This window comes from Nannocystis sp., assembly GCF_016714285.1.
Lineage (GTDB): Bacteria > Myxococcota_A > Polyangia > Nannocystales > Nannocystaceae > Nannocystis.
Window position 1 is genome coordinate 150661 of sequence record NZ_JADJNN010000006.1, and the last position, 23980, is coordinate 174640.

Consider the following 23980-nt stretch of genomic DNA (forward strand, 5'->3'; position numbering starts at 1 on the left):
CGAAGGCGTCCCTCCACCAGGATCTGCATCGCAGCCCGCGAGACCCTCGAGGACGCCGCAGCTCGCGACGCCGCCATCGACGACGCGCAGTACGCCGAGGTCCAGCGCCGACGCAAGCTCATCGACGAGGGCAAGATGAAGCTCATCCCCTGGGAAGAGGTCGAGGCTCGCATCTTCGGCTCGGATGATTGAGCGCTGCGACGGCGGTCCTCGGCATGCGATATCGACTGCTGCTGTCGGACGACGCCGATCACCAGCCCCAAGGAGACATCGAGCGGGTCGCGCGACCACACCCGCAAAGCGTCAACAATCGCGTGACGAGGTCCGCTGGACCTCGGGATTGCGAGAGGCGGCCTTGGCGCCCGGCGGCCCGATGATCGAGGCCGCCTGGGAACCGGGGCCACCCGCCCCACATTGTCGACACGGCATCGAGCGTTCACCTATCATGGACGCGAGCTGCACTCAACGCCAGGATCCGCCCGACGAACCCGAGACCCCATGACCACCGACAAGGCGATCGTCACCTGCGCCCTCACCGGCGTGCTCACCAACCCCCGGCAGCACCCCGTCCCCGTCACGCCGGAGGAGCTCGCCGTCGCCGCGAAGCAGGCCCGCGACGCCGGCGCCTCGGTCGTGCACGTCCACTTCCGCAACCAGGAGCCCGGCCTCGGCTACCTCCCGACCTGGGACCCGCAGGTCGCCAAGGCCGTGCGCGACGCGATCAAGGCCGCCTGCCCGGACCTCATCTTCAACATGACCACCGGCGTGGTCGGCGACGACATCTCCGGCCCGCTCGCCTGCATGCACGCGATCCGCCCCGAGATCGCCGCCTGCAACGCCGGCAGCCTCAACTACCTCAAGGCCAAGTCCGACGGCAGCTGGGCCTGGCCGCCGATGCTGTTCGATAACCCGGTCACCAAGATCGAGGCCTTCCTCGACGCCATGAAGGCCTGCGGCACCCAGCCCGAGTTCGAGTGCTTCGACCTCGGCATCGTCCGCTCCGTCGGCCTCTTCGTCGACGTCGGCCTGGCCCACCACCCGCACTACAACTTCGTCATGGGCGTCGCCTCCGGCATGCCCTGCGACCCCGAGCTGCTGCCCTACCTCCGCAAGCACATCAAGCCCGGCTGCCGCTGGGAGGTCACCGCGATCGGCCGCGAGGACGTGTGGCCATTGCACCGCCGCGCCGCAGAGCTCGGCGGCGACCTGCGCACCGGCCTCGAGGACACCTTCTACCTGCCCGACGGCGCGCGCGCGCCGAACAACGGCGCCCTCATCGAGGCGATCGTCGCCGCCGCCCGCGAGGCCGGCCGCGAGATCGCCAGCCCGAGCGAGGCCCGTCAGCTCCTCGGCCTCGGCGTCTGAAGCCCCGCCACACCGCGCAGTACGCCGTTTCACCGGCCTCCGCGGCGACCCCCGTCGCCGTGATCGTGCGTCCGCTGCGCGCCGAGGATGTTACGCTGCGGCCCGCATGACGCCCGCACCCGCGATCACGGACGACGAGCGCGCCGCCTTCCGCGACACCCTGCGCCGCTTCGTCGACCGCGAGCTGATGCCCCACATCGACGCCTGGGAGGAGGCCGCCGAGTTCCCGCGCGACCTGTACCTTCGGGCAGGTGAGCTCGGCCTGCTCGGCCTCGGCTTCCCGGAGGCCTACGGCGGCAGCCCCGGCGACAGCATCAGCGTGATCCACACCTGCGAGGAGCTCGCGCGCACCGGCGCCGGTGGCCTCATCGCCGGCCTGCTCAGCCACGGCATCGGCCTGCCGCCGATCGTGAACCTCGGCAGCGACGAGCAGAAGCAGCGCCTGATCCCCGATGTCCTCGCCGGCCGCAAGATCGCCGCCCTCGCCATCAGCGAACCCTCCGGCGGCTCCGACGTCGCCAATCTCCGCACCACCGCGCGCCGGGCCACCGACGCCGGGGGCGACCACTTCGTCGTCCACGGCAGCAAGATGTTCATCACCTCGGGCATGCGCGCCGACCTCATCACCGTCGCCGTCCGCACCGGCGGCCCCGGCCTCGGCGGCATCTCCCTGCTCGTCGTCGACGGCGACTCCCCCGGCCTCACCCGCACCCCGCTCAAGAAGATGGGCTGGTGGTGCTCCGACACCGCCGCCCTCTACTTCGACGAGTGCCGCGTCCCCGCCCGCAACCTGCTCGGTCAGCAAGACCACGGCTTCCTCGGCATCATGCAGAACTTCAACCGCGAGCGCCTGATGCTCGCGGCGATGGCCGTGGCCTTCGCCCAGGTCTGCTACGACGACGCCCTGGCGTGGGCCCGCGAGCGCGAGACCTTCGGCAAGCCGCTGATCACCCGCCAGGTCATCCGCCACAAGCTGGTCGACATGCTCACCCGCATCGAACCAGTCCGCTGCTGGCTGTACGATCTGGCCCGCCGCGTCGACGCCGGCGAGTGGCCGATCGCCCAGCTGTGCATGCTCAAGAACGCCGCCACCAGCTGCGTCGAGCACTGCGCCCGCGAGGGCGTGCAGATCCTCGGCGGCGCCGGCTACATGCGCGGCACCCGGGTCGAGCGGATCTTCCGTGAGACCAAGGTGCTAGCGATCGGCGGCGGCGCCGAGGAGATCATGAAGGACCTCGCCTCCCGCCAGCTCGGCTGGTGATCCCACCATAACCTCTGACAAGCAGGCAACCGCTCGTGGCCGCAGACACCATCCCCTCCCGCTTCTTCGCCCAGGGCGTCGCCCACCCCGACAGGCCCGCCACCCACTCGCGCAAGGACGGCGCCTGGCAGACCCTCTCGTGGCGCCAGTACACCCAGCTGGTCCGCCGCATCGCCCGCGCCCTCATCGCCCTCGGCGTCCAGCCCGGCCACACCACCTGTATCCTCGGCTACAACCGCCTCGAATGGTCGGCCTTCGCCCTCGGCACCCAGGCCGCCGCAGGCGCCCCCGCAGGCATCTATACCACCTGCTCGCCCAGCGAGGTGCAATACATCATCCACCACGCCGAGGCCGCCGTCGTGCTCGTCGAGAACGCCGCCCAGTTCGCCAAGGTCGCCCAGGAGCGCCACCGCCTGCCGCAGCTGCGCCACGTCGTGCTCATGCAGGGGGCCACCGTCGACGACCCCCTCGCCCTCTCCTGGGACCAGTTCCTCGCCCGCGGCGACGCCACCCCCGACAGCGCCGTCGACGAGCGCGTCCGCGACATCCCGGAGGACGCCACCGCGACCTATATCTACACCTCCGGCACCACCGGCCCGCCCAAGGCCGTGATGCTCAGCCACCTCAATGTCCTGTGGACCGCCGACTCCGTCACCTCGATGATGAAGTTCAGCCCGGACGACAGCATGCTGTCGTACCTCCCGCTGTCACACATCGCCGAGCAGCTCATCTCACTCTACGGCCCGGTCATCCTCGGCAATCAGGTCTACTTCGCCGAGTCGCTGGAGAAGGTCCCCGAGAACCTCAAGGAGGTCCAGCCGACGATCTTCTTCGGCGTGCCCCGGATCTGGGAGAAGTTCCACGCCGCCGTGCGCGGCAAGCTGGCCCAGGTCACCGGCACCAAGAAGCACCTGATCAACTGGGCCATGGGCGTCGCCCGCCGCGTCCACGCGCTGCGCAACCGCAGCGCGCCGATCCCCAGCCTGCTCGGCCTGCAATACGCGCTCGCCCAGCGCCTCGTGTTCCGCAAGCTCAAGACCGCCCTCGGCCTCGGCCGCGTCAAGGTCTGCTCGTCCGGCGCCGCGCCGATCTCCGGCGAGGTGCTCGAGTTCTTCAGCGGCCTCGACCTCGTCGTCCACGAGGTCTACGGCCAGTCCGAGGACACCGGCCCCACCTCCACCAACTTCCCCGGCAACACCCGCTTCGGCTCCGTCGGCAAGCCGATCCCCGGCGTCGAGGTCCGCCTCGGCGAGGACGGCGAGATCCTCGTCCGCGGCAAGAACGTCTTCAAGGGCTACTACAAGGACCCCGCCGCCACCGCCGAGACCCTCATCGACGGCTGGCTGCACTCCGGCGACCTCGGCTCCTTCGACGCCGAGGGCTACCTCCACATCACCGGCCGCAAGAAGGAGATCATCATCACCGCCGGCGGCAAGAACATCGCCCCGAAGAACATCGAGGCCGCCCTCAAGCAGCACCCGCTCGTCGAGGAGGCCGTCATCATCGGCGACCGCCGCCGCTTCATCAGCGCCCTCATCACCCTGCAAGCCCCGGCCGTCGCCGCCTGGCTCGCCGAGCGCGGCCACCACGGCGGCGGCGAAAGCACGGCCCCCCACGAACACCCCGCCGTGCTCGCCGAGCTGAGCGCCTGGGTCGACAAGGCCAACGAGGAATTCGCCCGCGTCGAACACGTGCGAAAGTTCCGCGTCCTGCCCCGCAGCCTCAGCGAGGCCGAGGGCGAGCTCACCCCGACACTCAAGCTCAAGCGCCGCGTCATCGACAAGAACTGGTCCGAGTACATCGAGGGGATGTACGCCGGCCCCGGCGAATGACGACATGCGCGATGCGCAGCGCCATCACCACCATCGCCGGGCTCGAGCCAGGCGCATGACCACCGTCGCCGTCATCGGCGCCTCGTCCGGCATCGGCCTCGCCTGCGCCGTCCACCTCGCCCACCGCGGCTACCACGTGTTCGGCACCAGCCGGCGACCGCCGCCTGGCCAGGTGCCGTTCGAGTTCGTCGCCATGGACGTCACCTCCGAGGCCTCGGTCGAGCACGCGCTCGCCGTGATCCTCGCGCGCGCCGGCCAGCTCGACGCGATCGTCCACAGCGCCGGCATCGGCTTCGCCGGCGCCATCGAGGACACCAGCGTCAGCGAGGCGCAGCAGCAGTTCGACACCAACTTCTTCGGCGCCCACCGGGTCCTGCGCGCCGCCCTGCCCGCCCTGCGCGCCAGCCGGGGCCGCGTCATCATCATCTCGAGCATCGGCGGCGCGATCGCCCTGCCCTTCCAGGGCATCTACTGCGCCAGCAAGTTCGCCCTCGAGGGCCTCGGCGAGGCCCTCTCGCACGAGCTCCACGGCTCCGGCATCCGCGTCGTCCTGGTCCAACCCGGCGACTTCCACACCGGCTTCACCGACGCCCGCACCATGGTCCGCGCCAGCGGCGACGCGTCGATCTATCAGCACCAACTCGAGCGAAGCCTCGCCGTCATGATCGCCGACGAGCGCCGCGGCCCCGACCCCCGCGACGTCGCCCGCGTCGTCGAGCACGCCCTCCGCGTCGCCCGCCCCCAGCTTCGCTACCCGGTCGGCATGCCGCTGCAGCGGTGGTCGATCGTCCTCAAGCATCTCCTGCCCTGGCGCCTGTTCGCGGCGATCCTCCGCATGATCTACAAGATCCGCGGCTGACCCCCTCAGCGGCGCGCCCCGGCCCGGCGCACCTCGACCACCCCGCCCAGGCGCTCGACCACCACCACCACCGCGTCGCCGACCTCCCAGCCGTCGTACTCCGGCCTCGGCACCTTCTCTGTATGCAGCGCACCGTCGGCGCCGTAGCGAAACACCACCGTGTACTCGCCCTCCTGCGTGATCCGCTCGTCATCTCCGTTTGGCGCGAGCAGGGCGAAGCGCAGCCCCCCGTGCCCCTCGCCCGCGATCACCTCGCTGCGAACGGGCGCCCACGCCTGGGTGATATAGTCGCACCAGGTCGCGTCGACCGGGCGCGTGCAATGCTTGGTCCGCGTGCGCGTCACCGATCGCGTGCACTGCTTGGGGACGCCGTGACAGGTCCGGGTGAACGACCCGTTGCCGTTGCGCTCGGTGCTGCATTCCTGGGTCTCGCCGCAGGCGTAGGATTCCCGGTCCTCGTAAGATTCGCTCCCGCAATCGTAGGTCTCGTCGTGGTGGTGTTTCGGATAACAACTCGTGATCCGGACCCCGGGGATCGCCCCCTCGCCCGCGATCGGTGGCCTGCCCGCGCTGGCCTGCACCGCCGTCTGCCAGTCCCCCGCGCTCAGGTCCTGCCAGCGCTCGAGGTGGGTCGTGTGCTGCCATTGCAGGCGCGACACGCTGCCCGCGACCTCGTGATCGATGAAGCCCCAGACCGCCAGGCCGCCGGCCCCGAGCGCGCCGCCCAGCGCGATCCGCTTGAACCACGAGGCGCGCCGCTTCGGCGGCGCCACGGGGGCGACCTCGGCCGCGACGTCCCCGGTCTTGCCGGACGACTTCGCCTGGCCGCGAGCGCCCCCGCAGCTGTGGCAGGTCGCCGCGCCGGCCCGGTTGTTCGACCCGCAGAAGCCACACGACCAGTCGGCCCCGCCGAGCGCCGCGGCCAGCACTTCGGGCGCGGTGATCGCCTCCTTCGCAAACGCGGCCTCGTCGGGCGGACGCATCGCGTCGAGCTCGTGCTGCTCCCGCGGGTCACCGCACTCGGGGCAACGCTGCTCCTCGCCGCTGATGTCACGCCGGCTGCAGCGAGTGCAGTCCCAGCGCCCCCACACCGTGACGGTCCCCATCGCCCGCAGGGTAACCCGGCCTCGCCCCGTTCGAGCCTGAATCAACGCCTCGCGCAAGCCGATACCCGGGGCGCCCCCATGGTCGAGCCTCGCGCCACAGCGCTTGTGCCCGGCAGGGCCGCGGAGCTGTGAGCGCGCGGCCGCGCCTACCTGCTGCGCCTCAAGTCTGGCGACGACCCCGAGGGCTGGTATAGACTCGGGCACTGAGTGGGGAGACGATGGCGGAGATGAAATACAATGTTGAACACACCGGCGACGAGACGATCCTTACAATCGAGGGCACGCTCGACGTTATGACGGCGCCTGAGCTCCGCACGGTTGTGGATCAGCTGGTCAATGAAAGGCGACAGTCGGTCACCCTCGAACTGTCATCCCTGCGCTTGATCGACAGCTCCGGTGTCGGCGTGATCGTCTCGCTATTCAAGCGCATCCGCGCCAACGGCGGGCAGGTCAAGATCGTCGGGCTCCGCGATCAGCCTCGGGCGATCTTCCGCCTGTTGCGCCTCGATCGCGTCTTCCCCGTGTAGCTCGGGTCAGCGGCATGATCGGCCTACGTGTGCCCGCGACGCTTGGGTACCGCCATCTCCCCGCTGGCGTGGGCTGCGGATGGCCTGGGCGGGCCTGGCGGTCAGGCGGTCGCGGAGCGGTCACCCTCGCCTGCTCCCCAGGGCCTTTCCTCATGCGGACCTGCATGGATGAGGTCGATTACCGCCCAGGTCCGCCCAACGTACTGCGATTGGTCAAGCTTCGCACCTCCGCGCCGCGACCGACGTAGGAGACGGCGAGTTACTTACCCCAGTCGAAGACATCGCCCGCGTCCGCCACGCGACGCAGCGGTCGCAAACCAGCGACGCGGAGCTGTGAGCTCGCGGATGCGCCTGCCTCCGCCAGGCTTCGCCGTGGGACCCGATCACGCGCAGGGCCCGAGACGAAATCTGTTTGACACGCCTCGGCAAACCCACCTACTGTCAGATCATGGACGACTGGTTCGGGTTACAGGGGGGCTTGGTGGCGGTGGGTCTGCTGGCGGCGGTGCCGGGGTGTAAGGACTCCGACACGGACACGACGACAGGGAACACAACGAGCACGGAGCCGGCCTCCACGGGTGACACCGGGGGCACCTCGACGGCGAACGGGACCACCGGCGACACACCGACCAGCTCGGGCACGGGCAGCGCCACCGGCAGCACGGGCGACGCCACCACCGGCGACGCCACCACCGGTGACTCCACCACCGGCGACTCCACCACCGGCGGCGTCGAGACCCCCCCGGCATGCGTCTCCTATGGGGCGAAGGTCACCGAGTGCTACGATATGGGGGCGGGCGTGATGGCCGCGAAGTACTGTGCCGACGCGCTCATGAACTACGAAGCCTCCTACGGGCCCGACTGCGTGCAGGCCTACGAGGAGTTCTTGGTCTGCCTCTCCGCGCTCAGCTGTGCGGAGTTCACAGGTCCCGATCCGGTATGCGTGGACCAGTCTGACGCGCTGGACGTCGCGTGCCCGTAGCCTCGCGCCCAGAGCCCCGATGATCTTCGTCTCCGGCACCAAGCGCAGCGGCACCTCGATGTGGATGCAGGTGCTGCAGGCCGCGGGCCTGCCGATCCTCGGCAAGGCCTTCCCGCGCGACTGGGGCACCAGTCCGCTGCACAACGGGTATGCTCGGTCGGTGCCACCCCGGAGCCCGATCCTCGCGTTGTTCGTCGCTGCCTGCGGCGCCGCCCCTGCGCCGGTCGAAACCCCACGGCCGGCGACCCCCGTCCACACGCCAGAGACACCCGCCCCCGTGCCCGAGCCGCCCGTGTCCACGCACCCACCAGCCCTGCCGACCACGCCCGCGATGCTGACCGGAACCCCGCAGAGCCGCCTGCGCATCGCCGACAACATGGTCGTGAAGCTCGACCACCCGCTGTCGCCCGCGGCCCTGGCGACCCACGGCGTGCGCTCCTATCAGGCCTTCACCGCGACCACCCCGCGCGTCTGGCTGCTGGTCTTCGAGTTCGCCAGCGAGGCCTCGCTGCGCGCGGCCACACCGGAGATCGTCGCGCTCGTCGGGGCCGATGATTCGCCGCCCTTCTATCGCCAAACCAGCCAAACGGGCGCCTGGCTGCTCGTGACCGGCTTCCCCGGCGAGAAGCCCGTGTCCCCGGAGATGGAGGCGGCCCGCGCCCGCTTCGCCTCGCAGTGGACGAGTGCACAATAGGCACTGCAACCTTTGCGTGACAGGCCGCCGCAGGCACGACCTATCGTGCACCCATGCATGGAGCAGTTCACGACGCCGCCGCCAGACGCCGCCTGGCGCTGCCGCTGGCCACTCTGCTCCTCACCGGCTGTGTCGACGCGCGAGACGACGACGCGCTCGAGCCCAACGACGACTTCACCGAGGCGACGCGCCTGAGCCCCGGGGACGCCATCGAGGGCCGCGCCAACCAGGGCAACCCCGACGTCTTCGTGGTCGCGGCCGGCCCCGACCAATTGCTGGTGTTCACGCTCGCCGATCTGCAATACGAGAATTGCCCCGCCTTTCGCGTGCACGGACCCGGCGGGCGCGAGCTGCTCGGACAGGACCCCTCCAGCAATTGCAGCGTGCCCGAGTCGGAGACGCGCCTCGAGCCCGGCGTGGTGCTACGCGAGCTCGACAACGGCGACCGCGAGATCGAGGTCCCGGCGGCGGTCGAGGGCGACTACTTCCTGACGATCATCGAGGGCAGCGAGGCCGACAACATCGCGCCATTCTCCTGGGACTATCGCGTCACCGCGATCCTGGGCCCGGCGCCCTGACAGCTCACGGCACCACGACGCGCACCCCCATACTCTCGACCCCGCCGCGGCTCGCCGCGCTGATCGCCCAGGTCCCCGACCCCGGCAGCGCCACGCTCGCCTGCGTCGCCGGCGTGATCTGCTCGATCGCCCAGCCCTCCCCCTCCGCCTTGTACACCACCCACGCGCGCAGGCTCGCCGGGTCGGCATGACTGAGCTGCGCCGTCGCGTCGACCAGCTCGACCACCGGCGGGTCCACGCTCTCGCCCAGCAGCGCCGCGATCGGCGGCGTCAGGGCCGGCTGCGCATACAGCTCGCCGGTCAGCAGATCGGTGATGCCCTCGCTGTTGTCGAGGATCGGCCCGACGTGAAAGAAGATGTTGCCCTGCGAGCCCTGATCCGCGTACTCGCGGCTGAGCTCGATCTGGGTCTGGAACTCATCCAGCGACCACTTCGCCTCGCTGCCGATCTTGCTCAGATAGTTGCCAGCGAAGATATGCCGCCCGTCGCTGGCGATGCTCGACCACCACTCGATCAGCGCCCCGTACGCCTGCGCCGTCTGGGTGCTCGGCCAGTACAGCTGCGGCGCCAGGTAGTCGAGCCAGCCCTCCTTCATCCACTTCAGCGGGTCCGAGTAAATTTCGGCGTACTGGTCGAGCCCGGAGATCCCCGGCGGCGTGCCCGGTCGGTAGATACCAAACGGCGAGATGCCCCAGCGCACGCTCGGCCGCAGCCCCGCGACCGTCTCGCCGACCCGCTTCACCATGCGATTGACGTTGTCGCGCCGCCAGTCGCCGAGCTCGAGCTGCCCGCCCCCGCCCTGATACTCCGCGTAGGTCGCGTCGTCCGGGAACGCCTCCCCGCTCGGGTAGGGATAGAAGTAGTCGTCAAAGTGCACCCCGTCGACGTCGTAGCGCGTCACCACGTCCGAGATCACCGCCACCAGCTGGTCCTGCACCACCTGCGCGCCCGGGTCCATCCACAGGAACGCGTCATACGAATACGCGTACTCGGGATATTTCTTGGAGATGTGATTGTCCGCGACCGCCGAGCCGGCGCTGGCCTTGGCCCGGTAGGGGTTGAACCACGCGTGCAGCTCGAGCCCGCGCAGGTGCGCCTCGGCGACCGCGAACTCGAGCGGATCAAAGCCCGGGTCCTCCCCCTGGGTGCCGGTGAGGTAGCGACTCCACGGCTCGATCGCCGAGGCGTACAGCGCGTCGCTCTCGGGCCGCACCTGCAAGATGATCGTGTTCAGCCCGGCCGCCGCCACCCCGTCGAAGATCTGGCGCAGCTCGTCCTGCTGCTCCGCCACCCCGAGCCCCTGCGCGCTCGGGAAGTTGATGTTGCCCACGCTCGCCACCCACACCGCCCGCAGCTCCCGGGTGTGACCGACCGGCACCAGGTCCTGCATCGGCCCGCCGCTCGTGCTCGCCTCGCCCGGGGATGTCCCTTCGGACAGGTCCCCGCTGCTCGCCGCCGGCCCGCTCGTCGGCGCCGTGCTCTGCGTCGTCGTCGGCCCCGCCGCGGTGGAGCTCCCGCCCGAACCCTCGCTCCCCGTCATCACATCATCGGAGCAGGCCCACAGCGTCGTGCTGGCCAGGATCAAGACTGCGTGTCTCATCCCCCCTGATAGCCGCGCCCGCGCGATCGGGCAAGCGCTCAGAACAAGCCGTGCAGGGGCCCGCCCGCGGCCGCCAGCGCGTCGATCCGCCGCGACACCGCGGGATCCTCGACCAGCGGCGGCGCATGCTGGCCCTTGATCCGCGCGTCGATCACCAGGCTGCCGCGGCAGCCCCAGTGCTTGTGCACGGTCTCCGCCCCGATGCCATCGACATCCACCGCCGGGTTGCTGCGGGTGAAGCACACCCACAGAAAGTTGTTCAGCGTCCGGCCCACGAACTCGCTGTCGTCCACCAGCACGACCAGCGGGAACGCATTGATCGCCGCCCGCTCGTCCAGCGCCGCACAGAACTCGCGCCCCGCCGCCGGCCGGCTCGCGTGCCCAGGCGCCCGCACGGCCAGCACACCCGGCAAGCACAGCCGCGGCGCCGTGAAGCCCTCTGGCAGGCGCAGCTCCGCCGGCACCTCCACCGGCAAGCTGCGCAGCGGCTCGCCGACCGCCGCGATCACCAGCTTCGAGCCCTCGTTAAAGCCGCTGCCCGAGTAGTCGAGCGTGTCGATCGTCGTGCGCGTGTGAAAGTGCAGGTCACGCCGCCAGTCGACCCGCGCCAGCAGGTGCCGCAGGAAGCCCGCGATGTCGTGGATATCGAGCCCCGGCGCGTCCTCGTGGGCGCAGATCAGGAGATACTTGGCGAGCGACATCTGGCCCTGCCCGAGCACCGCGCTCGCCAGCGTGAGCAGCTCCTGCGGCTGGCGGCGCGGCGCGTAGGGCACGTAGCGCTCGCTACCGATCGCCAGCAGCAGCGGGTGCACCCCGGCCGCGTCGACCGCGTGCACCGCCTTGATGCCCGGCAACACCGCCGGGATCACCGGCCCCGTGATCTCGTGGATCAGCTGCCCGAACGCGGTGTCCTCCTGCGGCGGCCGGCCCACCGTCGTGAACGGCCAGATCGCGTCGCTGCGGTGGTACACGTGCTCGACCGCCAGCACCGGGAAGTCGTGGGTCAGGCTGTAGTAGCCGAGGTGGTCGCCGAACGGCCCCTCGGGCAGACGCAGCGACGGATCGATCGTCCCCGTGATCACGAAGTCCGCGTCGCCCGCGAACGGCAAGCTGTCACCCCTGGGCGCCATCCGCACCATCCGCACCCGCCGTCCGCCGAGCGCCCCCGCGAAGGCCAGCTCGGGCAGGCCCTCGGGCAGCGGCATCACGGCGGCCACCGTCAGCGCCGGCGGCCCCCCGACGAAGATGTTGACCCGCAGCCGCTCGCCGCGACGGATCGCCGCCGCGTGGTGCACACCGATCCCGCGGTGGATCTGATAATGCAGCCCGATCTGCCGCTCCGGCTCGTAGCGCCCGCCCGACAGCTGCACGCGGTACATCCCGAGGTTCGAACGGGCGAAGCCCGGCGCGTCTGGATCCTCCGAGTAGACCTGCGGCAGCGTAATGAAGGCCCCTCCGTCATCCGGCCACGAGACCACCTGCGGCAGCCGCGAGATCGTCGTCTCGTGCGCCAGCACCGGGCCCCCGCGCCGCGCCCACGGCAGCATGCGCAGCCCGAGCAAGGGCAGCCCCGCGTAGCGAAACGGCCGCCGCGCCAGCGCGCCCGGGTCCGTGCGCAGCTCCACCAGCTTGCGCACCCCCGCCAGCGTCCCGCGGAACATGAAGCGCATCCGCTCCATGCTGCCGAACAGGTTGCTGACCATCGGAAAGGCGCAGCCCTTGACCCGCGTGTACAGCAGCGCCGGGCCGCCCGCCTGGTACACCCGCCGCTGGATCTCCGCCGCCTCGAGCCGCGCGTCGATCTCGACCTCCACCTGGCGCAGGTGGCCGTGGCGCTCAAGGTCGTCGACGCAGTGGCGGAGTGATCGGTAGGCGGTCATGCGCGCCGCGAGCATACTCGGGACGGCCGCCTCGCGCCCTCGCCCGCGACCGTCGATCCCCGCGTCAGAAGCACTGCGCCGGGATCAGCACCCCGGCGTTGAGGTCGACCTGCGGGTCGCTGCACTGCGGCAGGTTCGGCGGGCAATCCGCGTTGCTGCGGCACTCGCCGCACACCCCGACATCCAGCAGCCCCATCACGTTGGCCGTCCCGCACAGCCCCGACGCGCAGGCCTCGTCGCCGATCGGTTGGCCCTGCCCGTTGTCGCTGAGGTTGCAGCCGGCGCCGTTCGGGATGGCCCCGTCGGCCACGCACTCGAGCAGCCCGGTGAAGTTCGGGATGTCGTAGATCGGCGTGCAGTTGTGGGCCGCGGGCGGGCAATCGAGGTTGGTCTTGCACGCGCTGCAGGTCGACACGTCGAGGATCCCCTGCACCACCAGCACTGGCGCGCAATGGGGGTGCTGCGGGTCGCTGCACACCGCGTCGCTCTCGCAGCCGGCCCCTGGCTCGCCCTTGTTGCAGCGGCTGCCGATGCCGTTGACCGGGTCCGGCGGGGTACAGCCGCCCGGGCTGCAGTCGGCGTCGCCGAGGCACTCGCCGCAGAAGCCGCCGAGGATCGGCACCACGAAGCACTTGCCCGAGGCGCAGCCGCAGCCGGTCGGGTCGGTGCAGCTCGCGTTGTTCGGCAGCCCCGGCGGGTCGCCGCACAGGCTGTCCGTGTCGCTCGCCGAGGCCGTGACATCCGTGGTGCTGGTCGTCGTCGTCACCGTCGTCGGCGAGGTCGTGATCGTCGGGTCCGGCGGGCTGGTGGTCGAGGTCGAGGTCGACACGGTGGTCGGGTCGCTCGTCCCCGGCGCGCTCGGGTCGGCCGTCGTCACCGTCACGGTCACGGGCCCGCTGGTCGGCGTCCCGTCGTCCCCGCTCCCCGTGACCTCACCGGCGCTGCTGCCGTCCGCGCCGTCGCCCCCGAGCGTTCGATCGACACAGCCCGACGCCAGCAACCAGACCACGAGAGCGCGACGCATCCCGGCAGGCTCGCACACCGTCCGCCCCCGCCGCAAGGCGAGGACGGCCTGCACGAACGAAGAAGACGGCGCCCGTGAACGAGCGCCGTCTCCAGAGGCAGCTTCAGGCCACGCGCGGGCACCGGGGCCCGACGCGACCCGTCGGGCTCACTTGCTGCAGAACGCAGCGACCAGCGCCGCCGCGTTGAGGTCGACCTGCGCGTCGTTGCACTTGGGCTTGTCGACCGGGCAGTCGGCGTTGCTGTTGCACTCGCCGCACACGCCGACGTGGAGCAGATCCATGACGGTCGCGTCGCCGCAGAAGCCCGACATGCAGGCCACGTTGCCGATCGGGTCGCCGTTGCCGTCGTCGGCCAGATTGCAGCCCTCGGCGTTCGGGACGCTCGCGTCCGCGGCGCACACGTACTTGCCGGTGAACTTCTCGACGTCGTAGGTGGGCGTGCAGTTGGGCAGGGCCGGGTCGACGCAGTCGGCGTTGGTCGAGCACTCGCCGCAGGTCGCCACCTTGATGATGCCCATGACCTCGAGCAGGGTGCCGCAGTTGAGGTTGGCGGGGTCGGTGCAGACGTCGTTCGTCTCGCAGCCAGCGCCCGGCTCGCCGCCGTTGCAGGTCGAGCCGACCTTGGCGATCGGGTTCGGCACGGTGCAGCCGCCGCCGTTGCAGTCCGCGTCGTTGAGGCACTCGCCGCAGAAGCCGCCGAGGATCGGCACCACGAAGCACTTGCCCGAGGCGCAGCCACAGCCGGTGACGTCAGCGCACGTGGCGTCGTTCGGCTGGCCCAGCATCACGTCCTGGCACACCTCGCCGGTGCTCGAGGTGGGCTCGGTCGTCATCGCGTCGGTCTCACCGCCCGTGCCGGTGCCGCTGGTCTGCGGCTCGGTCGAGGTCGGCGTGGTCGGGTCGGTGGTCGTCGGGGTCTCCCCGCTGCTCGTGCTGCCGCCCTGGCCCGTCGACCCCTCCGAGTCCGAGGTGCCGTTGGTGCGGTCACCGCAGGCGGGCATGGCGATCAGGGCGAGGGCGCTAAGACACAGGGAAGCAAGCTTGAAGCGGTTCATCGGGGGTTCTCCAGGAGATCAGGGCAGAGTTTTTTGAGTGCCACGCGGCAGACGGCAGGTACCCAGGTACGGGTAGGAGGCTGTCCTCCGGGCGGGCAGGACAGCGTAGGTAGTACCGCCGGAGCCTGGCGACATGCAAGCCAGACGTCAAGCAACACGACCAACCAGGCCAGCCCCAGCCTGTCAGCGCCGCGATGAGGACACCAGGTGCCTCCCGATCGGCCTCCCGATCGCCGCTGTCTTGCTCCTGCAACCCCGCTTGGATAGAGTCGCGAGCTTGCCCCCGAGGAGAAACTCATGAGCCCGACCGTCCGCTGCGGCCTCGTCCAGTGCAGCAACCCGATCAACGACGAGAGCGTCCCCGTGGCCAGGATCCAGCAGGCGATGCTCGACAAGCACATCCCCTTCATCGAGGCCGCCGCCGCCCGCGGCGTGCAGATCCTCTGCCTGCAGGAGATCTTCAACGGCCCCTACTTCTGCCCCGGCCAGGACCGCCGCTGGTACGCCGCCGCCGAGACGATCCCCGGACCCACCACCCACCTCATGGCCGAGCTGGCCAAGAAGCTCGGCATGGCGATCGTCGTGCCGCTCTATGAGGAGCACATGCGCGGGGTCTACTACAACACCGCCGCCGTCATCGACGCCGACGGCACCTACCTCGGCAAGTACCGCAAGCAGCACATCCCCCAGACCGCCGGCTTCTGGGAGAAGTACTTCTTCCGCCCCGGCGACGGCGGCTACCCGGTGTTCCGCACCCAGTTCGCCACCATCGGGGTCTACATCTGTTACGACCGCCACTTCCCCGAGGGGGCCCGCGCCCTCGGCCTCAACGGCGCCGAGATCGTGTTCAACCCCAGCGCCACCGTCGCCGGCCTCAGCCAGTACCTGTGGAAGCTCGAGCAGCCGGCCCACGCCGTCGCCAACGGCTACTTCGTCGGCGCCATCAACCGCGTCGGCACCGAGGCCCCGTGGAACATCGGCAAGTTCTACGGCACCAGCTACTTCGTCAACCCGCGCGGCCAGATCATCGCCGAGGCCAGCGAGGACAACGACGAGCTCGTGGTCGCCGACCTCGACCTCGGCATGATCGACGAGGTCCGCCAGACCTGGCAGTTCTACCGCGACCGCCGCCCCGACGCCTACGCCGACCTGGTCCGCCCCTGATCGCATCAACCTGAACCAAAGGACAGCTCCATGCCCGGCGTCGTCATCCGCAACGGAACCATCGTCACCGCCCTCGACCAGTACGTCGCCGACATCTACTGCGAGGACGGCAAGATCACCGCGATCGGTCCGTCACTGTCGGTGCCGCAGGGCAGCGAGGTCATCGACGCCTCCGGCCAGTACGTGTTCCCGGGCGGCATCGACGCCCACACCCACATGGAGCTGCCCTTCATGGGCACCGTCTCCGCCGACGACTTCTTCACCGGCACCGCCGCCGGGGTCGCCGGCGGCACCACCACGATCCTCGACTTCATCATCCCCAACCGCAACCAGAGCCTGCTCGCGGCCCGCGACTTCTGGATGAACAACGCCAAGAAGGCCGTCGCCGACTACGGCTTCCACATGGCCGTCACCTGGTACGGCGAGCAGGTCGAGAAGGAGATGCGCCAGGTCCACGCCGAGGACGGCATCAGCTCCTTCAAGGTCTTCATGGCCTACACCGGGGCCATCGGCGTCGACGACGACGAGATGATCGGCGTCATCGACACCGCCGCCAGCCTCGGCGCCCTGGTCACCGCCCACTGCGAGCACGGCCTCGCCGTCCAGGCGCTCCAGCGCAAGTTAGTCGCCGCCGGCAAGACCACCCCGCACTACCACGCCGAGAGCCGCCCCTCGTGGGTCGAGGGCGAGGCCACCAACCGCGCCATCATGCTGGCCAAGTGCGCCGGCCAGCCGATCTACATCGTCCACCTCACCTGCCGCGAGTCGATGGAGGCCGTCGCCCGCGCCCGCGCGGAGGGCCAGCTCGTCTACGTCGAGACCTGCCCGCAGTACCTCCTCCTCGACGACCGCGTCTACGACAAGCCCGACTTCGAGGGCGCCGCCTACGTCATGAGCCCGCCGATCCGCCCGATCGGCCACCAGGACGTGCTGTGGAGCGCCCTCGGCTGCGGCCTCATCCACACCGTCGCCACCGACCACTGCCCCTTCCGGCAACACGACCAGAAGCGCATGGGCCTCCACGACTTCACCAAGATCCCCAACGGCGCCGCCGGCATCGAGAACCGCATGCCGCTCATGTACACCTACGGCGTCGCCGCCGGCCGCCTCACCCTGCAGCAGTTCGTCGACACCTGCTGCACCCGCCCCGCCAAGATCTTCGGCCTCTACCCGCGCAAGGGCGCCATCCTCGTCGGCTCCGACGCCGACCTCTTCGTCTACGACCCCACCCCCCGCAGCACCATCTCCGCCGCGACCCACCGCCACAACTGCGACCGCAACATCTTCGAGGGCTTCGCCATCCAGGGCGCCGTCACCCACACCATCGTCGCCGGCCGCCTCCAATTCAAGCACGGCGACCTCCGCGTCGAACGCGGCGCGGGTCGCTATCTCCATCGCACCTGACCAGGAAGCCAACCTGACCTTCAGGACAGCCGAACGAGGCCCGAGTCCGCCGCCGCGATTGCCGTTTCCAGAACGAGACGACGGACAATGCGCGGTAATTCGTGATGTCCACGCGCGTCGCTGCATGCGACAGTCCGCGGGATCATGACAACCCCGCGTGCTCGGCCCCTCTGGTCCCTCGTGCTCGTCCCCTGGCTGGGCCTCACGCCCCTCGCCACCGCGACCGCTGCAGCGCCGCAGCCCGCGACGTCGGCCCCGAGCACCCCGCCCGCGCCGCCGGTAGGACCACAGCCGGCCCCCGCCGCCGAGCCCGCGCCGCGCCACCGCCTCATCTACAGCAACACCCTGGTCGTCCGGGTCAACCCGCTCGGCCTCGAGGACCGCTTCGCCCTGATGTACCGCCGCCGCCTCAGCGCCCGCACCGGCAAGCTCTGGGACGACACCTACTTCGGCATCGGCATCACCCCGACCTTCGCCCCGACGATCACCCGCGTCGGCCCGACCGTGATGCTGGTCCCGCTGGCGATCCTCCAGCTGCGCGCCAGCTACTACTTCGTCGGCAACTACGGCGGCCAGAGCTTCAAGCCCCACCCCTTCGACTCGCCCACCGACGACTACGGCCCCGCCACCATCAAGGCCCGCGCCGACGCCAAGCAGGGCATCAACACCTACGGCGGCCAGGCCGAGCTCTCCGCCCTCTTCCAGGTCAAGTTCGGCCCGATCGCCCTCATCGACGAGGTGATCTTCTTCCGCAACATGATCAAGCTGCCCCCCGGCCAGGATGTCTACTACGACATCCGCCACGACATCCTGGCCCCCAACCAGGGCTGGTTCCTCAGCAACGACTCCAGCCTCGTCTACGTCAACACCAAGCTGCGCCTCAACGCCGGCGTGCGCGCGACCTACTACCACGTGTTCTATCCGGACGCGGCCTACGAACCCGGCGACGTCAAGAGCAACAGCAACAACGACCACGCCCGCATCGGCCCGCTGATCTCCTACGCCTTCAAGGACCGCCCCGAACGCCGCTTCACCAAGCCCACCCTGTTCTTCGCCGCCCAGTGGTGGGTCAAGCACCGCTACCGCACCGGCCAGGAGGTCAGCCAGGCCCTGCCCATGTTCATCCTCGGCTTCTCCTTCACCGGCGAACTGTGGCGCCGGACGTAGCCCGACCCGCAGCTCCGCACCATCGCAGGACCCAAAAGACCTGTCTCAAGAGACATACACGACATGACTTCGCTGTGTACGCACGAATGACGACGTGCGACATTTGCTTCGATGTTCCCCTCCTGGGCTCGCTGCTCCCTCTCCACACTCCTTTTCCTCCAACTCCTCGCCCCGGACGCCCACGCGCAGACACCGGCGGCACCAGCGCCCACCGCCGCGCCGACAACCGCACCAGCCCCCACCGCCGCCCCCACACCGGCACCAGCACCAGCACCCGCGCCCACCCCCGCGCCCACCAGCGAACCTGTCCCTACGGCCAGCCCCGCCGAACCTGTCCCTACGGCCAGCCCCGCCGAACCTGTCCCATCGGCCAGCCCCAGCGAACCTGTCCCTGCGGCCAGCCCCGCCGAGCCGACCCCCACCGCCTCCGCCGCGATCCCTGGCATGCCCGACGACATGCCCGATGACGTCGCCGTCCCCAAGACCGCCGAGCTCCAGCCGCGTCACCGCATCATCTACGCCAACACCCTCGTCGCCCGCTTCAACCCGCTCGGCGTCGAGGACCGCGTCAGCTTCATGTACCACCGCCGCCTCACCACGCGGCACGGCAAGCTGTGGGACGACACCCACTTCGGCATCGGCCTCACCCCGAGCTTCGCGCCCTCGATCATCCGCCTCGGCGGCACGGCCGAGCTGGTCCCGCTGGCGATCCTCCACCTCAAGGCCAGCTACTACTTCATCTCCTACTTCGGCTCGCAGGAGTTCAAGGCCCACGCCTTCGACTCGCCCAACGACGACTTCAGCTGGGAGACGATCAAGGAGCGCTCCGAGGCCAAGCAGGGCCTCAGCACCTACGGCGGCCAGGCCGAGCTCAGCGCCCTCCTGCAGTTCAAGTTCGGCCCGATCGCCGTCCGCAACGAGCTGACCTTCTTCCACAACCTGATCAAGCTGCCAGGCAAGAACGACGTCTTCTACGACCTCCGCCACGACGTCATGGCCCCGGCCCAGGGCTGGCTGCTCGGCAACGACAGCGACATCCTCTACATCAACCAGAAGATCCGCCTCACCGCCGGCGTGCGCGCGACCTACTTCCACATGTTCTACCCGGACAGCGTCTACGAGCCCGGCGACGTCAAGAGCAACAGCAACGACCACGCCCGCGTCGGCCCGCTCATCGCCTACACCTTCAAGGACCGCCCCGCCAAGCGCTTCATGCGGCCCACGCTCTACTTGCTCGCCCAGTGGTGGGTCAAGCACCGCTACCGCACCGGCCAGGAGATAAACCAAGGCATCCCCCTGCTGGTGCTCGGCTTCTCCTTCACCGGCGAGCTGTTTAAAAAAGACTGATCACCTCCCCCTCAGCGGGGGCCCGGCGCGCGCGTCAGCATCGCCGCGTAGATCGCCCCCAGCGACAGCAAGGTCCCGCTGACCTCGTAGCCGCCGAACGGCTCGGCGAACACGACGACGCCCCAGATCGTCGCCAGCACCGGCTGCAGCAGCAACAGCAGCGAGCCGGTCGCCGCCGGCACGACCGTCATCCCCCGCGAGATCGCGACCCAGCCGCCGACGTGCGCGCCGACCCCGAGCAGCAAGAGCAGCCCGAGGTCGCGCCCCCCGGGCCACGGGATCGACTCGCCCGTGACCGCCGCCGCCGCGAACAGCAGCACCGCCGCCACCGCGCAGGTCACCCAGAGATTCGCCGCCAGCGACAGCCGCCGGACCTCACGCTGGCTCGCTCGCAGACACAGGTAGTAGCCCGCGTAGAACACCCCCGTCGCCAGCCCGAGCCCGATCCCATGCAAATGCAAGGGGCTCGCCGCGATCCCCGGGATCGCCAGCAACACCACCCCGAGCAGCGCCAACCCGGCGCACAGCGCCAGCCGCCAGCTGAGGCGCTCGCCGAGCAGCAGCGCCGACAGCAGCGCGACCCAGAACACCTGCGTGTTCGCCAGCAGCGTCGCCAGCCCGGTGCCCGAGAGCAGGATGCTGCGGTGCCACACGTACAGATCGCCCGCGTAGCAAGCCCCCGCCGCGACCGCGTACAACCACGCCCGACCCGAGGCCCCCGTCGCCGCCGTCGCCGGCGTACGCCCGCGCGCGACCACCACCCACGCCCCGAGAGCCGCCGCCGCGAAGCCGCAGCGGTACGCCCCGATCGCCGAGGGCCCGAGCGAGATCCACTTCACGAACAGCGCCGTCACGCTGATCACCGCCGCCCCGATCGCCACCAGCGCCAGCGCCCGCCCGCGCGTCAGCGTGTCGTCCGATCGATCGCCCCCGGCCATCGGCGACGCGTGTACACCCGCCGTCCGCCGCGGTCCAGATGCCGCTCGCTCGCCCGCGCAGCGGCGCGCGACCCTTGCCCGGTGATGCTGCTCCGCCCGGCGACCCTGCACGACCTGCCCGCGCTCCACGGCATCGAGCGCTCGGCGACCGAGCTCTACTACGAGGCCGGCTTCTCGCCCGCGCAGATCGACCCGCGCAGCGAGGCCGAGATACGCCAGCTGCTCAAGTACACCACCGTGCTGCTCGCCTGCGACGACGACCTCCCGATCGGCTACGCCAGCTACTACACCCGCGGCCCCTTCCTCCACCTCGAGGAGATCGCCGTCCACCGCGAGCACCGACGTCGCGGCGTCGGCCTCGCGCTGGCCCGCCAGGCCCTCGCCGCCGCCCAGGCCGACCCGCAGTGCACCCACGTCTCGCTGGTCGCCTACCGCCGCGCCCGCTGGGCGATCGCCCTCTACACCCGCCTCGGCTTTGACTTCCTCGACCCCGCCAGCGCCCCCCCGCAGGCCGAGCTGCTGCAGGAGATCGTCGCCATCGAGGCCGCCGCCGGACTCGCCAGCGAGTGCCGCGTCGCCATGATCCGCCCCGCCCTGCGCTGAGTACGACGCGTCGCCACAGGCCGCCGCCGGACTCGCCAGCGAGTGCCGCGTCGCCATGATCCGCCCCGCCCTGCGCTGAGCTACCCTGCCCGTGTGCGACGCGACGCCCACGAGCAGAACCGCCGGTCCTGGAACCTCGTCATCCCGGCCCACGACAGCCACAAGCGCGACCAGGCCGCCTTCCTGCGCGCCGGCGGCCACACCCTGTTCCCCGACGAGCTCGCCCTGCTCGGCGTCGATACCGCCACATGGCCCGAGAACCATGTCCCTCCGGACATGTCCCCCGAGACAGGCCCGCTCGCCGGCCTCGATCTCCTGCACCTGCAGTGCAACGTCGGCCAGGACACGCTCTCGCTCGCCCAGCTCGGCGCCCGCGTCACCGGCGTCGACATCAGCGACGAGGCGATCGCCCGCGCCACCGCCCTCGCCGCGGCCGCCGGGCTCCCGGCGAGCTTCATCCGCGCCGACATCTACGACTTCCTCGCCGCCGCGACGCCCCGCTTCGACCTCGCCTTCGCCAGCTACGGCGCCCTGCCCTGGCTGTCCGACCTCGAGCTCTGGGCCGCCGGCGTGGCCGCGAGCCTGCGCCCCGGCGGCCGCCTCGTCCTCCTCGAGTTCCACCCGATCGCCTTCATCTTCGACGAGCAGCTGCGCCCCGCCTACCCCTACTTCGGCCGCGGCCAGCCCACCGTCAACCAGACCGGCGTCGGCGACTACGTGGCCGCCTCCGGCCCGCTGCTCGCCCCCTCCGGCTGGCAACCCGGCGTCGCCGACTTCCACAACCCCGAGCCCTGCCACGAGTTCCAGTGGACCATCGCCGACTGGGTCAGCGCGGTGCTCCGCGCCGGCCTGGTCCTCGAGCAGCTGCGCGACTACCCCCACGCCAACGGCTGCCAGATCTTCGACAACATGCGCCCCCTCCCCGGCCGCCGCTTCGCCATGCCCCCCGGCGCCCCCGACCTCCCGCTCATGTGCGGCCTGGTCGCCCGCAAACCCCGCTGAGCGACGCCGGTCGACGACTCATGCGGCGAGCAAGAGCTCTAGCCACCCGCCCCTCATCGGCAGTAAAACCCTCCAGCCGCCATGCCATCGCCCGCCCCGCCGTTCCCAGCGCGCAGCCACGACTTCGCCCCCTACGCCCCCTGCCCCAACTGGATCGCCGGCGCCTGGACGCCCGCCGCCTCGGGCGAGACCCTCCCGGTCTACAACCCGCGCCACGCCGAGGTCATGGGCCACGTCGCGCTGTCCGGCGCCGCCGACGTCGCCCGCGCCGTCGCGGCCGCCAAGGCCGCCTTCCCCGCGTGGCGCGACACCCCGCTCAAGGAGCGCGTCCAGGTCCTGTTCCGCCTCAAGGCCCTCATGGAGCGCGACCTCGACGAGCTCGCCTGGCTCGTCTCGCACGAGAACGGCAAGGTCCTCCCCGAGGCCAAGGGCGACGTGCTCAAGGGCATCGAATGCCTCGAGTTCGGCCTCTCCCTCGAAAACATGGCCCAGGGCGAACAGCTCGACGTCAGCCGCGGCATCAACTGCAGCACCACCCACGAGCCCCTCGGCGTGTGCGCCGGCGTCGTCCCCTTCAACTTCCCCGTGATGGTCCCGCTGTGGATGCTCCCGCAGGCGCTCGCGGCCGGCAACACCTTCGTCCTCAAGCCCTCCGAGGTCGTCCCCTACGGCGCCCTCAAGCTCGCCAGCCTGCTGCAGGAGGCCGGCCTCCCCGACGGCGTGTTCAACACCGTCAACGGCAGCCAGCCCGCCGTCGAGGCGCTCGTCGACCACCCGGACGTCAAGGCGATGGCCTTCGTCGGCTCCACGAAGGTCGCCAAGCTCCTCTATGCCCGCGGCGCCGCCCTCGGCAAGCGCATGCTCTGCCTCGGCGGCGCCAAGAACCACCTCCTCGTCGTCCCCGACGCCGACCCCGAGCTCACCGCGACCACCGTGGTCGCGTCCGCCTACGGCTGCGCCGGCCAGCGCTGCATGGCCGCCTCGCTCATGATCGCCGTCGGCGAGATCCAGCCGATCATCGACCAGATCGCCAGCATCACCCGCAAGCTCAAGCTCGGCGAGGACATGGGCCCCGTCATCTCGAGCGCCGCCGTCGACCGCATCCACCGCTACATCGACGGCGCCGAGCAGCTCGGCGCGAAGGTCCTGGTCGACGGCCGCCGCGTCGCCGCACCAGGCGGCAAGGGCTGGTGGGTCGGCCCCACGATCCTCGACCACGTCCGCCCCGAGATGCCCGCCGGCTGCGAGGAGATCTTCGGCCCGGTGCTCTCGATCATCCGCGCCCGCAGCGTCGACGAGGCGATCGCCATCGAGAACGCCAGCCCCTACGGCAACGCCGCCTCGATCTTCACCAGCTCCGGCGCCGTCGCCCGCCACTGCATCGAGCGCTTCCAGGCCGGCATGTGCGGCGTCAACGTCGGCGTCCCCGTGCCCCGCGAACCGTTCGGCTTCGGCGGCTGGAACGACAGCCTGTTCGGCCAGGGCGACCTCACCGGCTACGACGGCTTCCGCTTCTGGACCCGCCCGCGCAAGCTCACCTCGCGCTGGTCCCTCAGCAAAGACGCCACCTGGATGTCCTGAACATAAGGCC

General features: G+C 70.5%; 22 protein-coding genes. 16 read left to right on the plus strand and 6 right to left on the minus strand.

All coding sequences use genetic code 11. The features are described from left to right. Positions 1-27: 27 nt before the first annotated feature. The 5 genes from IPJ59_RS37760 (at position 28) to IPJ59_RS14855 (ending at position 5317) form a co-directional block, all read left to right on the plus strand. Positions 28-192, plus strand: a complete 165-nt coding sequence (locus IPJ59_RS37760; protein WP_366524592.1) for an addiction module protein — start codon at positions 28-30, stop codon at positions 190-192. Positions 193-498: 306 nt separating this feature from the next. After that, positions 499-1365, plus strand: coding sequence for a beta-keto acid cleavage family enzyme (locus IPJ59_RS14840; protein ID WP_293272214.1), 867 nt, complete (start codon positions 499-501; stop codon positions 1363-1365). A 106-nt stretch (positions 1366-1471) separates the two neighbouring features. Further along, positions 1472-2626 (plus strand): acyl-CoA dehydrogenase family protein, encoded by a 1155-nt coding sequence (locus IPJ59_RS14845; protein ID WP_293272215.1) that lies wholly within the window; start codon positions 1472-1474, stop codon positions 2624-2626. A gap of 35 nt (positions 2627-2661) precedes the next feature. After that, entirely contained in the window at positions 2662-4458 is a 1797-nt protein-coding gene (locus IPJ59_RS14850; RefSeq protein WP_293262625.1) for an AMP-dependent synthetase/ligase, read from the plus strand. 55 nt (positions 4459-4513) lie between these two features. Beyond that, complete coding sequence (locus tag IPJ59_RS14855) at positions 4514-5317, plus strand: SDR family oxidoreductase (protein WP_293272216.1); 804 nt, start codon at positions 4514-4516, stop codon at positions 5315-5317. Between the two features lie 5 nt (positions 5318-5322). Here the strand turns inward: IPJ59_RS14855 and IPJ59_RS14860 are convergent, their stop codons facing one another. After that, on the minus strand, positions 5323-6423 hold the full coding sequence (locus IPJ59_RS14860; RefSeq protein ID WP_293272217.1) for a hypothetical protein: 1101 nt from the start codon (positions 6421-6423) through the stop codon (positions 5323-5325). Positions 6424-6650: 227 nt separating this feature from the next. Between IPJ59_RS14860 and IPJ59_RS14865 the strand changes: the two genes are divergently transcribed. The 4 genes from IPJ59_RS14865 (at position 6651) to IPJ59_RS14880 (ending at position 9204) form a co-directional block, all read left to right on the plus strand. Continuing rightward, on the plus strand, positions 6651-6950 hold the full coding sequence (locus IPJ59_RS14865; protein WP_293272218.1) for an STAS domain-containing protein: 300 nt from the start codon (positions 6651-6653) through the stop codon (positions 6948-6950). Between the two features lie 412 nt (positions 6951-7362). Beyond that, a complete protein-coding gene (locus IPJ59_RS14870) occupies positions 7363-7932 on the plus strand; it encodes a hypothetical protein (protein ID WP_293262640.1) in 570 nt (189 codons plus the stop codon). A 19-nt stretch (positions 7933-7951) separates the two neighbouring features. Continuing rightward, positions 7952-8626: a hypothetical protein gene (locus tag IPJ59_RS14875; protein ID WP_293272219.1), complete on the plus strand. Its 675-nt coding sequence runs from the start codon at positions 7952-7954 to the stop codon at positions 8624-8626. Between the two features lie 53 nt (positions 8627-8679). Further along, positions 8680-9204: a hypothetical protein gene (locus IPJ59_RS14880; protein WP_293272220.1), complete on the plus strand. Its 525-nt coding sequence runs from the start codon at positions 8680-8682 to the stop codon at positions 9202-9204. A gap of 4 nt (positions 9205-9208) precedes the next feature. Here IPJ59_RS14880 and IPJ59_RS14885 read toward each other — a convergent pair whose 3' ends face one another. From IPJ59_RS14885 to IPJ59_RS14900, 4 genes are all read right to left on the minus strand, one after another. Then, positions 9209-10804 carry a glycoside hydrolase family 10-like protein gene (locus IPJ59_RS14885; RefSeq protein WP_293272221.1) on the minus strand — a complete coding sequence of 532 codons (1596 nt, stop codon included), beginning with the start codon at positions 10802-10804 and terminating at the stop codon, positions 9209-9211. 38 nt (positions 10805-10842) lie between these two features. After that, a complete protein-coding gene (locus IPJ59_RS14890; protein WP_293272222.1) occupies positions 10843-12684 on the minus strand; it encodes a UbiD family decarboxylase in 1842 nt (613 codons plus the stop codon). 64 nt (positions 12685-12748) lie between these two features. Continuing rightward, positions 12749-13708 (minus strand): hypothetical protein, encoded by a 960-nt coding sequence (locus IPJ59_RS14895; RefSeq protein WP_293262656.1) that lies wholly within the window; start codon positions 13706-13708, stop codon positions 12749-12751. Positions 13709-13855: 147 nt separating this feature from the next. Further along, positions 13856-14764: a hypothetical protein gene (locus tag IPJ59_RS14900; protein WP_293262659.1), complete on the minus strand. Its 909-nt coding sequence runs from the start codon at positions 14762-14764 to the stop codon at positions 13856-13858. Positions 14765-15061: 297 nt separating this feature from the next. Here IPJ59_RS14900 and IPJ59_RS14905 point away from each other — a divergent pair, with 297 nt between their 5' ends. From IPJ59_RS14905 to IPJ59_RS14920, 4 genes are all read left to right on the plus strand, one after another. Beyond that, positions 15062-15928: a nitrilase-related carbon-nitrogen hydrolase gene (locus tag IPJ59_RS14905; protein ID WP_293262662.1), complete on the plus strand. Its 867-nt coding sequence runs from the start codon at positions 15062-15064 to the stop codon at positions 15926-15928. Positions 15929-15958: 30 nt separating this feature from the next. Then, the gene (hydA, locus tag IPJ59_RS14910; RefSeq protein WP_293272223.1) at positions 15959-17332 is read left to right on the plus strand and encodes a dihydropyrimidinase; all 1374 of its coding nucleotides are present in this window, start codon (positions 15959-15961) and stop codon (positions 17330-17332) included. Between the two features lie 180 nt (positions 17333-17512). Next, a complete protein-coding gene (locus IPJ59_RS14915) occupies positions 17513-18499 on the plus strand; it encodes a hypothetical protein (protein WP_293262668.1) in 987 nt (328 codons plus the stop codon). A 111-nt stretch (positions 18500-18610) separates the two neighbouring features. Continuing rightward, positions 18611-19846 carry a hypothetical protein gene (locus IPJ59_RS14920; protein ID WP_293272224.1) on the plus strand — a complete coding sequence of 412 codons (1236 nt, stop codon included), beginning with the start codon at positions 18611-18613 and terminating at the stop codon, positions 19844-19846. An 11-nt stretch (positions 19847-19857) separates the two neighbouring features. Here the strand turns inward: IPJ59_RS14920 and IPJ59_RS14925 are convergent, their stop codons facing one another. Continuing rightward, on the minus strand, positions 19858-20784 hold the full coding sequence (locus IPJ59_RS14925; RefSeq protein WP_293262674.1) for a DMT family transporter: 927 nt from the start codon (positions 20782-20784) through the stop codon (positions 19858-19860). Positions 20785-20868: 84 nt separating this feature from the next. On the opposite strand from IPJ59_RS14925, the gene IPJ59_RS14930 reads away from it, so the two are divergent. The 3 genes from IPJ59_RS14930 (at position 20869) to IPJ59_RS14940 (ending at position 23970) form a co-directional block, all read left to right on the plus strand. After that, complete coding sequence (locus IPJ59_RS14930) at positions 20869-21387, plus strand: GNAT family N-acetyltransferase (RefSeq protein WP_293262677.1); 519 nt, start codon at positions 20869-20871, stop codon at positions 21385-21387. 93 nt (positions 21388-21480) lie between these two features. After that, positions 21481-22389: a class I SAM-dependent methyltransferase gene (locus tag IPJ59_RS14935; RefSeq protein ID WP_293272225.1), complete on the plus strand. Its 909-nt coding sequence runs from the start codon at positions 21481-21483 to the stop codon at positions 22387-22389. Positions 22390-22470: 81 nt separating this feature from the next. Beyond that, positions 22471-23970 (plus strand): CoA-acylating methylmalonate-semialdehyde dehydrogenase, encoded by a 1500-nt coding sequence (locus tag IPJ59_RS14940; protein ID WP_293272226.1) that lies wholly within the window; start codon positions 22471-22473, stop codon positions 23968-23970. The last annotated feature ends 10 nt before the right edge of the window (positions 23971-23980 follow it).

Bases quoted from the DNA above. Each gene is read 5' to 3' on its own strand.
- IPJ59_RS14845 (WP_293272215.1), top strand. From the start codon at position 1,472: ATGACGCCCGCACCCGCGATCACGGACGACGAGCGCGCCGCCTTCCGC.
- IPJ59_RS14920 (WP_293272224.1), top strand. From the start codon at position 18,611: ATGTTCCCCTCCTGGGCTCGCTGCTCCCTCTCCACACTCCTTTTCCTC.
- IPJ59_RS14905 (WP_293262662.1), top strand. From the start codon at position 15,062: ATGAGCCCGACCGTCCGCTGCGGCCTCGTCCAGTGCAGCAACCCGATC.
- IPJ59_RS14885 (WP_293272221.1), bottom strand. From the start codon at position 10,804: ATGAGACACGCAGTCTTGATCCTGGCCAGCACGACGCTGTGGGCCTGC.
- IPJ59_RS14860 (WP_293272217.1), bottom strand. From the start codon at position 6,423: ATGGGGACCGTCACGGTGTGGGGGCGCTGGGACTGCACTCGCTGCAGC.
- IPJ59_RS14855 (WP_293272216.1), top strand. From the start codon at position 4,514: ATGACCACCGTCGCCGTCATCGGCGCCTCGTCCGGCATCGGCCTCGCC.
- IPJ59_RS14890 (WP_293272222.1), bottom strand. From the start codon at position 12,684: ATGACCGCCTACCGATCACTCCGCCACTGCGTCGACGACCTTGAGCGC.
- IPJ59_RS14900 (WP_293262659.1), bottom strand. From the start codon at position 14,764: ATGAACCGCTTCAAGCTTGCTTCCCTGTGTCTTAGCGCCCTCGCCCTG.
- hydA (WP_293272223.1), top strand. From the start codon at position 15,959: ATGCCCGGCGTCGTCATCCGCAACGGAACCATCGTCACCGCCCTCGAC.
- IPJ59_RS14930 (WP_293262677.1), top strand. From the start codon at position 20,869: ATGCTGCTCCGCCCGGCGACCCTGCACGACCTGCCCGCGCTCCACGGC.
- IPJ59_RS14895 (WP_293262656.1), bottom strand. From the start codon at position 13,708: ATGCGTCGCGCTCTCGTGGTCTGGTTGCTGGCGTCGGGCTGTGTCGAT.
- IPJ59_RS14840 (WP_293272214.1), top strand. From the start codon at position 499: ATGACCACCGACAAGGCGATCGTCACCTGCGCCCTCACCGGCGTGCTC.
- IPJ59_RS14875 (WP_293272219.1), top strand. From the start codon at position 7,952: ATGATCTTCGTCTCCGGCACCAAGCGCAGCGGCACCTCGATGTGGATG.
- IPJ59_RS14865 (WP_293272218.1), top strand. From the start codon at position 6,651: ATGAAATACAATGTTGAACACACCGGCGACGAGACGATCCTTACAATC.
- IPJ59_RS14925 (WP_293262674.1), bottom strand. From the start codon at position 20,784: ATGGCCGGGGGCGATCGATCGGACGACACGCTGACGCGCGGGCGGGCG.
- IPJ59_RS14940 (WP_293272226.1), top strand. From the start codon at position 22,471: ATGCCATCGCCCGCCCCGCCGTTCCCAGCGCGCAGCCACGACTTCGCC.
- IPJ59_RS14880 (WP_293272220.1), top strand. From the start codon at position 8,680: ATGCATGGAGCAGTTCACGACGCCGCCGCCAGACGCCGCCTGGCGCTG.